Genomic DNA, 12,756 nt, shown 5'->3' with positions numbered 1-12,756 from the left:
GCAGTTACAATAAATTTTATCATTTCGTTTTATTTGGCGTCCATGAAAACATCAACATTTCTCTGATTCAATCTTTCAGAAAATATTACACCATCTTTCATATGAATCGTTTTTTGAGAAAACGAAGCATCATAATCAGAGTGTGTTACCATCAAAATTGTGGCTCCTTTAGCATGCAAATCAGTTAAAAGTTCCATAACCTCATTACCATTTTTACTATCTAAGTTTCCCGTTGGTTCATCGGCTAAAATTATTTTAGGATCATTAACCAAAGCTCTTGCAACAGCAACCCTTTGTTGTTGTCCTCCCGAAAGCTGTTGTGGAAAATGTTTTAATCGATGTGAGATGTTTAATTTCTCAGCAATAGTTTCAATTTTTTGCTTTCTGTCCGATGCTTTTACGTTGTTGTAAAGCAAAGGCAATTCGATATTATCATAAACAGAAAGCTCATCGATCAAGTTGAAATTCTGAAAAATGAATCCGATATTTTCTTTACGAACCTTAGCTCTTCCTTTTTCTTTTAAGCCAATCATTTCCTGATCTAATAATTTATAACTTCCATCAGAAGCACTGTCTAAAAGACCAATAATATTCAATAAAGTCGATTTTCCACAACCAGAAGGTCCCATAATCGTTAAAAAATCACCTTTTTTTATTTCTAAAGAAACGCCACTTAGAGCAGATGTTTCTACTTCTTCGGTTCTAAAAACTTTGGTCAAATTTTGAATGGTTATCATATTTTTTAAGGTTTTAATTGTTGTTAATATTGTTTTTTGATTGATGATTGAAACTTTATGAATTATATTTTGTTGCTGTTTTTTGTGTCATTTCGACGGAGGAGAAATCACATCCAGAGAGCAACGAGCCGGAATTCCCTTATGTGATTTCTCCTTCGTCGAAATGACAAGATTGCGTTTTACTGTGAGTTTATCGATAACTCTTCAATATCCTTATAATCAGAATATGATGAGGTTATCACAGATTCTCCTTCTTTTAATCCTTCGAGAATTTCATAATACGAAGGATTTTCACGGCCTAATTTTATATTTCTTCTTTCCGCTTTATTTCCTTTTACTACAAAAATCCATTTCCCTGCGGTTTCCTGATTAAAACTTCCTTTAGAAACTACCAACGTTTTGTTTTTCTCCGATAAAATTAATTTCACGCCAAAACTAAGTCCGTCCTGCAAAGTGATATTTTCTTTTGATGTAAAAGCCAGTTCTACAATAAAATGACCACTTTTGACCTCCGGAATTACTTTGGTTACTAAAACTTCAAGTTCTTTTCCTTTAAATTCTACCTGGCCTTTTAAACCTTCTCTGATTTTTTCCAAATAAAATTCATCCACTTCAGCAATCAATTTATAACCTTGTTTCGAGTCAATTTTTCCGATGCTTTCTCCAGCCTGAAAAGTTTTTCCCAATACAGGTTCAAAAGATGTTAATCGGCCAGATTCCGGGGCAGTAATCAAAAAATTCTTTTTATTGTTTCTCAAAATATCCAAACTCATTTCCATTGTCTGAATCGAACGATTGATCTGCGAAATCTGAATTTGATTCGTTTGTTTTTCCTTTTGAATACTTTGCTGAATCGTTCTTTTTCGTTCTTCCTGAAAACGTAAACCTTCTTTAAAAGTATTCCAGTCATTTTTAGAAATCACCTCTTTAGCAAATAATTTCGAGTTCATGTCATACAATCTTTTAGCATCATTATAATCATGTTCGATCAAAACTAAATCTTTATTTAAGTTCAATTCCTGATTTCTAATGTTTAGTTTTCCAGTATTCAAATTGTTGATTTGTTCAATAATTGCCGTTTCCTGAGTCAGGTAATTCAGTTCTGTGTTCGGATTGTATAAACGTGCCAACGATTGCCCTTTGGTAACCATCGCGCCATTTTCTACAAAAATCTCTTTTACAGATCCTCCTTCTGTAACATTTACAAGCATTACGTTTAAAGGTTCAACTTTAGCCTGAAAAACTACAAAATCTTCAAAAAAAGCTTTTTCGATTTTTTGAACCGTTATTTCTTCCGCTTTTACATTTAAACTTCTTTTGGTGTTAAACGAAAAAAAGATGATGACAGCCAAAACTAAAAAAACTCCAATTACTATTGAGAGATACCTAAATTTTCTATTTTTACGAGGAATTACCTTGTCCATTTTTTTAATAATTTACTGATTACCAATAGGTAAATACTGTGCCATAAAATTTATTATTTGTAAAGCACTGATTTTAAAGAAGCTTTAAAAAACATTTAAAAAAAGGAGTGTTCGATAATGAACAGTTGACCGTTCGAAATCGGACAAAAATAAATAACATGCGAAAAAAACAAGCTCAAATATTGATTGTTGACGATCAGGAAGAAATTCTTTTTTCGGCAAAAATGATTCTTAAAAAACATTTTGAAACCATTTTTACAACAAATAGCCCCAAAAAGATTATTTCTATTTTGAATGAAAATGAAATAAATGTGGTTTTATTAGACATGAATTACCGAATTGGTTTTGAAGACGGACGCGAAGGAATTCACTGGCTCAAAGAAATTAAAACACTTTCGCCACAAACCGTTGTGATTTTAATGACCGCTTTTGGTAAAATTGATACAGCGGTTGAAGGCATAAAAATTGGCGCTTTTGATTATGTATTGAAACCGTGGCACAACGAAAAACTTCTTGAAACCATTGAAAAGGCTGTTGCCGAAAGTCGAAAAAACAGCAAAAAAAGCAAAGATGAAAAAACAGAAAAACGCTATTTTAGTGGCACTTCTGCTAAAATAAAACAAGCGTATTCTATTGCTGAAAAAGTGGCAAAAACCGATGCGAATGTTTTGATTTTAGGAGAAAATGGAACAGGGAAATATGTTTTCGCCGAATTTATTCACCAAAATTCAGCAAGAAAAAACGAACCTTTTGTTCACGTTGATTTGGGTTCTTTGAGTGATAATTTGTTTGAAAGTGAACTTTTTGGATATACCAAAGGCGCTTTTACAGATGCAAAAACAGATACACCGGGAAGATTTGAAACTGCCTCAAACGGCACTATTTTTCTCGATGAAATAGGTAATATTTCTTTGCATTTGCAAGCTAAATTATTGCATGTTTTGCAAACGAAAACGGTTACCCGTTTGGGAGAAAGCAAACCAAGACCTTTGAATGTTCGAATAATTTCGGCTACAAACAGCGATATTAAAGCTGAGGTAAAAAACAAAACCTTTCGCGAAGATTTATTGTATCGCATTAATACAATGGAAATTAATTTGCCTTCTTTGCGCGAACGAAAAGACGATATTGTTCCGATGGCGCATTTTATCTTAGATCAGATTGCCGAAAAATACAATCAGGAAAACTGGAGTTTTGAAGAAAACGTTGCGACTTATTTAGAAAAATATCCGTGGAAAGGAAACATCCGTGAAATGGAAAATAAGATAGAGCGCGCTTTAATATTAGCCGATAATAATACAATTTCTGTAAACGATTTGGATATTCTTGATTTTGAAGAAATTCAGGAAAACGATGACAATCCGTTATCTGAAATGGAAAAAAATGCCATCGAAAAAGCCTTGTTTAAACATCACGGAAACATCAGCAAAACTGCTGAAGAATTAGGTTTGTCAAGAGCGGCGCTTTATCGAAGAATTGAAAAATATGATTTGAAAAATACCTAAATAGCTTTACCACAGATTAGATAATTAAATGATTTTAAAAATTATTTCACGCAGATTTTGCAGATTTAAGCGGATTATAATTAAATTAAAAATCTTTTTAGATCTGCTTAAATCTGCAAAATCTGCGTGAAATTTAAGCTTCAGACAAAGTAAAAAAATCCATTTTTAATCCTTTAATCTGTGGCAGCAAAAAAATAAATAATGAAAAACTGGAAGTTCTATAACGCCTTATTTGTCAGAGTTTTGTTTGTAATGATGCTCTTTTTCTTTTGCATTTTTTTGATTTATAAGATGTTTTATTACAACGCACTTTTAGTTGGTTTTTTTGCCATTATCATGTTGGCAGAAATGTATTTTTATGTCAAAAACAGAGTGCTTTTTTACGACAGAACATTATTGTCAATCTTACAGAATGATTTTACGACTAATTTTCCCGAAGAGAATAAAAAAGATGGTTTCAAAAGTTTATACCTTTTATACGAAACACTAAAGGTGCAACAGCAAGAACAAACCTCAAAAGAAGTGGTGTATCAGTCAATTTTGAATAGTATTGATACAGGAACTTTAATATTGGAAAAAGAAAATGAAGAATGGAATATTTTTTTAATGAACGATTGTTTTTCAGACTTGTTTAAAGTTCCAAAAGTAACTCATTGGAAATACCTTAAAAATTACCTTCCATCACTTTGTAATGAAATTGAAAGCCTTGGTTTTATGGAATTAAAATCTGCTATTTCTATTAAAATTGAAGAACAGGATTTGCAGACTTTTATGCTGCAAACGTCGCTTACCAAAACCTATAATAAAGAATATTTCATTATTTTATTAGATAGTATTCAGCGTGTTATTGAGAAAAAAGAAAAGGAAGCCTGGATCAACTTGATGAAAATTATTTCGCATGAATTAATGAATTCGTTAACCCCAATTCGGGCGCTTTCGCAGAATTTATTGCAAATTGTTGATCAGGAAGAATTAGAAAAAGATGATTTTGAGGATATTAAAAGCAGTATTTCAACAATTATAAACAGAAGTGATCACTTACAGGTTTTTGTCGAAAATTACCGAAAACTGGCAATGCTGCCAACGCCAAACAAACAGATGACGCCTATAAATGCACTTTTTGATGATTGTCTCCGAATCATGAATCCGATTTTAAAATCGGAAAATATTCAATTAATCAATGAAATTAATAGTTCGCGTTCGATTTTGATTGACAAAAACCAAATGGAACAGGTGATTATCAATTTGATTACAAATAGTATTTATGCCTTAAAAGACAAAACCGAAAAGAAAATGTTTTTGTCGAGTTATACCGAGAATAACCGTTTTTTCATAACGATTTCAGACAACGGAAAAGGAATCGATCCTGAAATAAGAGATAAAGTATTTCTTCCGTTTTTTACCACCAGAAAAGATGGCGCCGGAATTGGTCTTACACTTTCTAAAAATATCATTGAAGCGCACGGTGGTTATTTAAGCTATCAAACCGATGAGGAAAAAACCGAGTTTGTGATTTGCCTGATTTGATTATTGAACCATATAAGTGATGTAAGTTCATTTAAAAATAATGCGTTTTAATTTTAAAACCTATGTTTCTATGTGTTTAAAATAAATACAGTTTCAGCTTAAAACTAAAATGAACTTATATCACTTATATGGTGAAATTTTTAAAGCTCAACTTCAGGTTTCCAAAAGTGTTTGTCGAAATCTACAATTTGATTATTTACTACTTTAATTCCTTCACTTTCTAAAAGCTGCTGCATTAAATTAGTTCCCTCAAAGTGAAATTTTCCCGTCAAAAGTCCTTTTTGGTTTACAACTCTGTGTGCTGGGATATCGTCCATGTTATGACAGGCATTCATCGCCCAGCCTACCATTCGTGCAGAACGCGCTGTGCCTAATGCTCTTGCAATTGCGCCATAAGAAGTTACTTTTCCGTACGGAATTTGTCTGGTGATCACATAAACTCTTTCAAAAAAATTCTCTTCAGCCATAGGTTGGTTTTTTTGCCACAGATTACAAGGATTAAAATGATTTCACTAATGAAATTTTCACGCAGATTTTGCAGATTTAAGCAGATCTAAAAAAGGATTTTTTGATTTAATTTGCCTAAATCTGCTCAAATCTGCAAAATCTGCGTGAAACAAATTTTAAAAATCATTTTATATTCTTAACCGAAATAGTAATTCAGTATATTAAAAAGCGTCACGATAGCAACTAAACCGGTAATGCTTCCAATAATTGTATTCATGTTGCGCATTAAGTAATCGGTTTTCTTTTCTATTCTTCCAAAGAAGGCAATATAACTGTATAAAACAGCAAAAGATCCTAAAACCGAACCCAAAACAAAAGTAAAAATAGCGTTGGTTTCAAACACAAAAAGATGATAAGAAGCCAAAGTAACACTAACCACAACATAATACGGAATAGGGAAGAAGTTCAATCCCGAAAGTAACATACCTAAAAAGAAGCGGCTTTTTTTACTGCTTTTTTTAATCTTCGATTTCTTTTTTGTTATCGGTTCTTTGGTAATAAACAAAAAGTAAATCGTTAAAATAGCAAAAATTACAAATCCAACTTCACGCAATAAGGTTACAACGTCTGGTCTGTTGTCGATTACATGCGCAAATAAAACCGCTGCATAAACCTGAAAAAAAATCACGACCACCGCGCCTATTACAAACCACATTGCATTCTTTTTTCCTTCTTTCAAATTTATTTTTGCTGCCGTCATGTTGATTAATCCGGGAGGAATAATTCCGATGAAAGCGGCAATAAAACCTGAAAGTAAAGGAGCAAGTAATGCCATTCAGTTGTTTGATGGGTTAGAAAAAGTGTTTTTGAAAATTAAATTAATCTTTAATTTTGAAGCGAATATACGTAATTGCCTTATTAATTTCTAAATATTGTTTTTCATAAAAAGTCTGAAAAGCAGTAACTTCTTCCGGACTTCCTTCATTTGTATATACATTATGGTTTGCATATAAAACTTCATGTCCTTCTCCGTGCAGCAAACCTAAAGTGTAACCGTGCATAAATTCGCTATCGGTTTTAAGGTTTACAACGCCGTCTTTTTTCAGGATTTTTTTATACAATTTTAAAAATTCAGAATTTGTCATTCTGTGTTTCGTTCTTTTGTATTTGATTTGCGGATCCGGAAAAGTAATCCAGATTTCGTCAACTTCATTTTCGTTAAAAATATGATCGATCAATTCGATTTGAGTTCGAATAAATGCCACATTATGAAGTCCGGTTTCAACAGCGGTTTTAGCACCTCTCCAAAAACGCGCACCTTTAATATCAATTCCGATAAAATTTTTGTTAGGATATCTTTCTGCCAGTCCGACAGAATATTCTCCTTTTCCACATCCTAATTCTAAAACTAATGGATTATCATTTTTAAAGAAATCAGCGTTCCATTTTCCTTTTAAAGGCATTAAATCACCTACAACTTCTTCTCTGGTTGGTTGAAAAACGTTTTGAAATGTTTCGTTTTCTCTGAATCTTTTTAGTTTATTTTTACTTCCCACTTTTACAAAAATTTTCAGCAAAATTAAGGAATATAAACGAATGAAAATAGCGCAATTCCGTTTAAAGTTTTTTGCAGCGAATTGCAGGAATTTTCACGAATTAATTTTGCCACAGATTATGGGGATTAATTTTTTTTTTTTTGAAAGATCAATTATCAAATTGAGTTTATATATAGTCCCTACGGGACAACTTCAAATTATGATATGTTTTTTACCAACATATAATCTCTCCGAGATATACTCCTTTAGGAGTTAAATATTGGTAGAAAAAATTGTAAATAGCGTTAGAAATGTCCCGTAGGGACTATATATGTTTAAATTTTCCGCCACCAATTGCGCAAATTTTCACGAATTAATTTAACCTAATTGCAGAAAAAAAATTAGCGAAAATTAGTGGAATTCGTGGCAAAAAATAATTCGTAGCAAAACAAAAATTAACCGTAATGTGGTTCTGTAATTGGTTTTAATTTTGGATCGAGTGTTTCGTCGTGTTGCGATAAGTCAAGTCCGATGTGTTCGTTTTCTTCAGAAACACGCAACGGAATAATGAATTTCGTTACTTTAAATAAGAAATAAGCTCCGAAGAAAGTAAATATCGAAACCAAAACCAACGCCATCATATGATGTGCAAATACGTTCCAGCCACCATGTAACAGACTTGCATTTTCGCCGTGAGCAAATATGGCAGTTAAAATCATTCCCATAATTCCGCCAACACCGTGACAGGCAAAAACATCAAGAGTATCATCAAATCTTTTTGAGAAACTGCAGTTTACAACCGAATTAGAAACCAAAGCTGTAATGAATCCGAAGAACATACTTTCCGGAACCGAAATATAACCTGCTGCCGGCGTGATTGCTACCAGACCAACGACAGCGCCAATACAAGCGCCTAATGCCGAAACTTTTCTTCCGTTCATTCTGTCAAAGAAAACCCAGGTTAACATGGCTGCAGCCGAAGATGTTGTCGTTGTTGCAAAAGCCATAGCGGCAGTTCCGTTAGCTGCAAGTGCAGATCCGGCGTTGAAACCGAACCAGCCAAACCATAACATTCCGGTTCCTAATAATACAAACGGAATATTGGTTGGAATATGATCGCTGTTTTTTCTTTTCCCTAAAACCAGAACGCCGGCCAAAGCCGCAAATCCTGAACTCATATGAACCACAGTTCCTCCGGCGAAATCTTTCACGCCAAAATAACTGCCTAAAACGCCTGTTGGATACCAAACGGAATGGCACAAAGGCGCATAAATGAAAATGGTAAACAAACTGATGAAAAGTAAATAGGATATAAATCGAACGCGTTCTGCAAAAGAACCCGTGATAATTGCAGGAGCGATAATAGCAAATTTCATTTGAAACAAAGCAAATAACATAAACGGAATCGTGCTGGCCAATTGTTTATGTGGCAAAACGCCCACATAATCCATAAAAGCAAAAGTAGTCGGATTTCCGAAGAAACTATAAAAATGATCTCCTGAACCAAAACCAACCGGATCTCCAAACGCTAAACTAAATCCGACTGTAACCCACAAAAGTGTTACAACGCCTAAACAAATGAAACTTTGTAACATGGTCGAAATAACATTTTTTTTGCCCACCATTCCGCCATAAAAAAATGACAATCCAGGTGTCATAATCAAAACGAGACAGCAAGAAGTTAACATCCAGGCAACATCGGCAGGAACAATATGGTCTATAGTGCCAAATTCAGATAAAACATAACTATTTTCAGTAACCGTTGGCCAAAATGCGCCCGTAATACAAACAATGCTTATTATAATAAAGGAAATGATCCAGCGTCTTTCTATTTTCATTTTCAAATACTTTAAAGAACCCTATTTTTTTTGGGGTCAAAGTTAAAAAAAAATAAAGATTTTGATTTTCAGTACCGTTAAAATAGAGGTGTGTGTTTGATTTTAGTCAATATTTTAGATTTATGTTGCTTTTTTTGAGAGTTTATTATTTTTGAGTTCCAAAAACAAGCCGTTATTGCTAAATATATTAAAATGAAATTAATACGTTGTTTCGTAAAGCGCCAGAAAAGTTAGGATTATAATAACAAAGGCCGAAATTGTTTATTTTTTCTTAAGCTTATTTATCAAAACATCTTCGATAGGTGCTTTTATTTTGATCACCGCATCAACTTCGTCATTCGGAACTGTCATTGATAAAACGTAATGTTGAATTTTCCATTCTTTACCAATTTTTACCAAAACGCCGGAACCGCGGCAGATTTTCATTTGCGTATTTAGTAATTCATCAAACCAGGCAATTTTTCCGCTTTTATCAAAAAAGATGTGACGTTCAAGAGCAGTGAAATTCCACGTTGTTCCTTTGTCGAAAAAAGGTTTTGCCCAAACTTTAAAATCAGCTTTTTTCCAGTTCTCTGTCGCGTCAGTTCCAATATAGATGGCGTCATCCGCAAGTGCATTAAAGTATGCGTCAAATTTTACATCGGCAGCAGCTTTGTGCCAGGCGTCAAGCGTTTGATTGATTTTTTCTTTTTCAGCATTTTGTGCATTGGCAAATGTTGCAACGAATAAAAGGAGTAGAATTGATTTTTTCATGATTGAGATTATTTGAGTTTAAAGGTAAGAATGATTTTTTAGACGTTAGAAAGTTTCACGCAGATTATTGTCAATAAATTAATCGCGCAAAGGCGCAAAGACGCGAAGTTTTTTTGCTGCAAATTATTTCACGCAGATTTCAAAAAGATTTAAGCAGATACACACAGCTGATTTTTGCAAGTGATTTTAATTAAAAAAATCTGCTTAAATCTGTAAAATCTGCGTGAAACAAAACCTTTGCAGCTTAACGTCTTTGCAAGAGATAATAAGTTAAAAACTTAATTATCTTACATCACTTATAGGGTTTATTACTATATTTGAGAGCTCTTAAAATCTACAAACATGAATCCGAAAATAGTTATCAGTTCGTTAGTTCTTACGTCATTGCTTTTTATTTCTTGTAAAAAAGAATTAGAACCTCAGGAAAACACACCAACTTCAGAATTGGTAAAACTAGGGTTGATGAAAGATACAACGAAAGTTAATTCTGTAGCTCAAACACAACAGCCTGCAACAAATCCAAATACCGTTTTAAGTTCAAATGCCGGATTAAATCCTGCACACGGACAACCCGGACATCGTTGCGATATTGCTGTTGGTGCGCCATTAAATTCGGCTCCAACGCAAGGACAAACGCAAACCGCGCAACCGGCACAAACGGTTCAGGTAAATGCGCCACAACAAAATGTGGTTACAACAACTACAACAGCCGCAGCGCCGGTAAAAGTAGGAAAGGGAATGAATCCGTCGCACGGGCAACCCGGACATAGATGTGATATTCCGGTAGGATCGCCTTTAAATTCACCTGTAGCGACTAAACAAACTGCTGCTGCACCACAAAGCGGAAGCACTTCTCAAAGTTTTACCGTAACTCCTCCGCCAGCAAATAATAATGTTCCTGCTTTATTAAGTACAGATACTCCAGCAGTTGTTGCCGAAGGAATGAATCCAGCACACGGAAAACCCGGACATCGTTGCGATATCGCCGTTGGAGCTCCGTTACCGAAATCGTAAGTACAAGGTACAGAGGTACAAAGTGACAAAGGTGCAGAGGTAAAGAAATACAAAATGACAAAGGTACAAAGATGCTAAGAAAACCTTAGAGCCTTTGTACCTTTGTTACTTTGAATCTTTAAGAAAAATTTAATGTGCTTTCATTTTTTCAAAAGTAGTCGTAAGCGATTTTTTTGCTTTTGCTAAAGCACCGCTAAATGCTTTTTCAATTGTATCGGCGTGTTCTGTTACGGTTAGCGGTTGTAAGTTGGCAATACGAACTTCAATCACGCATTTTTTATCATTTAAGCTAAATTTCTCTCCGTTTTCGTCTCCAAAATGCACTTCTACGCGTGTTATTTTTTCCTCAAAACGAACTAATCCTTTTTCTAATTCCTCAGAGAAATAAGTTGCTAATCTTTCGTGTCCTTCAATGTTTTTGTCTGTATTGATTTGAATCTTCATATCGGTTTGTATTTTAATGATTGTTTCTCAAAGCTATTTTTTTTAGATTGAAAAGACAAGTGAGTTAATAAAACATTATGAAAATTTGTGAGGAATTTAAAACAAAAGGCAACTATTTAAAAGGTCGTACTTTTGTTAAAAATTGTGTCTAAATGATATTCTAGAAATTCTTTTCGAGGTAAATATTTTTGAGCTACAATGATTTTTTGATTTTCAATTGAATTAAAATATTTATTAAAGAATTCAGTTTCTTTTTTCTTTTTAATTGATTCAGAAAATATTATTTCATGGTTTGTATTTATTCCTATTAATCCTTTATCGAAAGCTTTATCATAAAGTGCTGAAAAACAAATGCCATTTTCAGGATTTAATCGGTGTTCTTCGTTTTTGGACCAAGGGATTATATGGCTGGCTAACAAAAGTTCCGGAATGTCAATTCCTGTAATTGCACATTTATTATTATAATTAGATAAAATCATTTGTCTAAAAACAGATTGATTTACTCTTGTTTTTACTGCTCTAATAATGTCTTGTCCCTTTAAGTTTTTTATATCGAAAAGCAAATCTTCGTATTTCTTTTCAATTGATGTATTTTCTTTTTGAGCAAGAATTTGTTCGCTTAAAAACATCAATTCTTCCTGATTATGGAAAAATTCATCCCAAATGGGTTGAACTTGATTCATTCCATTTTTTAAACCACTAATGCCTCTATTAATATGAAATGGATCAATACTAGCAAAATTTCCTAATCTCATTACTATAGACGCTGGAGTTCTACCAATAAGATTAGCTAATTCAATTATTTTTGGATTACCTGAATGTGTTTTTCCAAATTCTATTTTTAAGTATAAATTAAAAGCTAAGATTAATTCTTCTTTTGTCCAGAGTCTTGGTGGTGGCATTATTTCTAATTTGGATATTAATATCAAATATAGATATAAAATAAGAAAAATAAATTTTAAAGATTTAGTCTAAAAAGAATAAAGATTAAATTCAAACATTTATCTAATAAACACAAATTTTAAATTTTTTATATATTCAGATTTTCAGGATAATTAATATTGAAATAATTTTCAAAAGCCTTGCAAAGTAGTTCTTTGTCAACTTCAAATAACTCGTTCCTAATATCCCAATCTTTAATGTATTCCTCGTCTTCTTCGCTAATTTCTTCGCCTCCAAGTTTTCTAGTTAAGATGTCACTTAACAAAACACTATTGCATTGATGATATTTCGGGTAGTATTTATAAATAAATGCCCAATAATCAAATTTATCTTCATCTTCTTTTTTATCATCCTTATGATCTTTCTGTTCGAATTCTTTTATTACTTCAAATTCAAGCCAGCCGATTGCTTCACCAATTCCTTTATAAAATGCATTTCTTTCCAATCGGGTTTCAAAAGAGTAATTTTTTACATTTATAATTTTTTCACAATCAGTTAAAGTTTCATCATTATGATATTTTAATAGTTGTTCTCTTCCGAAGATTATTTTTGCTAAATATTTCATTTTTTGAAAGAGGTTTTTTGATTAA

Annotated in this window: 13 protein-coding genes; 3 read left to right on the top strand and 10 right to left on the bottom strand. The window is 32.9% G+C overall.

The window, feature by feature from the left end:
• Nucleotides 1-29: 29 nt before the first annotated feature.
• Complete coding sequence (locus tag EV143_RS00155) at nt 30-737, bottom strand: ABC transporter ATP-binding protein (RefSeq protein WP_133505834.1); 708 nt, start codon at nt 735-737, stop codon at nt 30-32.
• A 179-nt stretch (nt 738-916) separates the two neighbouring features.
• A complete protein-coding gene (locus EV143_RS00150) occupies nt 917-2,161 on the bottom strand; it encodes an efflux RND transporter periplasmic adaptor subunit (protein WP_133505832.1) in 1,245 nt (414 codons plus the stop codon).
• Between the two features lie 158 nt (nt 2,162-2,319).
• Here EV143_RS00150 and EV143_RS00145 point away from each other — a divergent pair, with 158 nt between their 5' ends.
• Both EV143_RS00145 and EV143_RS00140 read left to right on the top strand, forming a co-directional pair.
• Nucleotides 2,320-3,666, top strand: a complete 1,347-nt coding sequence (locus EV143_RS00145; RefSeq protein ID WP_133505830.1) for a sigma-54-dependent transcriptional regulator — start codon at nt 2,320-2,322, stop codon at nt 3,664-3,666.
• A gap of 201 nt (nt 3,667-3,867) precedes the next feature.
• The gene (locus tag EV143_RS00140) at nt 3,868-5,193 is read left to right on the top strand and encodes a sensor histidine kinase (RefSeq protein WP_133505828.1); all 1,326 of its coding nucleotides are present in this window, start codon (nt 3,868-3,870) and stop codon (nt 5,191-5,193) included.
• A 140-nt stretch (nt 5,194-5,333) separates the two neighbouring features.
• Here the strand turns inward: EV143_RS00140 and EV143_RS00135 are convergent, their stop codons facing one another.
• The 5 genes from EV143_RS00135 to EV143_RS00115 all read right to left on the bottom strand — a co-directional run bounded on the left by EV143_RS00135 (nt 5,334) and on the right by EV143_RS00115 (nt 9,766).
• Nucleotides 5,334-5,660, bottom strand: a complete 327-nt coding sequence (locus EV143_RS00135) for an MGMT family protein (protein WP_133505826.1) — start codon at nt 5,658-5,660, stop codon at nt 5,334-5,336.
• A 176-nt stretch (nt 5,661-5,836) separates the two neighbouring features.
• Entirely contained in the window at nt 5,837-6,475 is a 639-nt protein-coding gene (locus EV143_RS00130; RefSeq protein ID WP_133505824.1) for a LysE family transporter, read from the bottom strand.
• A 43-nt stretch (nt 6,476-6,518) separates the two neighbouring features.
• Nucleotides 6,519-7,196: a tRNA (guanosine(46)-N7)-methyltransferase TrmB gene (gene trmB, locus EV143_RS00125; RefSeq protein WP_133506635.1), complete on the bottom strand. Its 678-nt coding sequence runs from the start codon at nt 7,194-7,196 to the stop codon at nt 6,519-6,521.
• 434 nt (nt 7,197-7,630) lie between these two features.
• Nucleotides 7,631-9,013 carry an ammonium transporter gene (locus EV143_RS00120; RefSeq protein ID WP_133505822.1) on the bottom strand — a complete coding sequence of 461 codons (1,383 nt, stop codon included), beginning with the start codon at nt 9,011-9,013 and terminating at the stop codon, nt 7,631-7,633.
• A gap of 261 nt (nt 9,014-9,274) precedes the next feature.
• Nucleotides 9,275-9,766: a nuclear transport factor 2 family protein gene (locus EV143_RS00115; RefSeq protein WP_133505820.1), complete on the bottom strand. Its 492-nt coding sequence runs from the start codon at nt 9,764-9,766 to the stop codon at nt 9,275-9,277.
• A gap of 342 nt (nt 9,767-10,108) precedes the next feature.
• Here EV143_RS00115 and EV143_RS00110 point away from each other — a divergent pair, with 342 nt between their 5' ends.
• Nucleotides 10,109-10,780 (top strand): hypothetical protein, encoded by a 672-nt coding sequence (locus EV143_RS00110; RefSeq protein WP_133505818.1) that lies wholly within the window; start codon nt 10,109-10,111, stop codon nt 10,778-10,780.
• Nucleotides 10,781-10,909: 129 nt separating this feature from the next.
• Here EV143_RS00110 and EV143_RS00105 read toward each other — a convergent pair whose 3' ends face one another.
• The 3 genes from EV143_RS00105 to EV143_RS00095 all read right to left on the bottom strand — a co-directional run bounded on the left by EV143_RS00105 (nt 10,910) and on the right by EV143_RS00095 (nt 12,731).
• The gene (locus EV143_RS00105) at nt 10,910-11,224 is read right to left on the bottom strand and encodes an HPF/RaiA family ribosome-associated protein (RefSeq protein WP_133505816.1); all 315 of its coding nucleotides are present in this window, start codon (nt 11,222-11,224) and stop codon (nt 10,910-10,912) included.
• A 116-nt stretch (nt 11,225-11,340) separates the two neighbouring features.
• Nucleotides 11,341-12,153, bottom strand: a complete 813-nt coding sequence (locus tag EV143_RS00100; RefSeq protein ID WP_243739764.1) for an HNH endonuclease — start codon at nt 12,151-12,153, stop codon at nt 11,341-11,343.
• Nucleotides 12,154-12,254: 101 nt separating this feature from the next.
• A complete protein-coding gene (locus tag EV143_RS00095; RefSeq protein WP_133505814.1) occupies nt 12,255-12,731 on the bottom strand; it encodes a hypothetical protein in 477 nt (158 codons plus the stop codon).
• Nucleotides 12,732-12,756 lie beyond the last annotated feature (25 nt).

The sequence above is a fragment of the Flavobacterium chryseum genome (assembly GCF_004362015.1).
Taxonomy (GTDB): Bacteria; Bacteroidota; Bacteroidia; order Flavobacteriales; family Flavobacteriaceae; genus Flavobacterium.
This window is presented reverse-complemented; position numbering and strand designations above follow the sequence as displayed.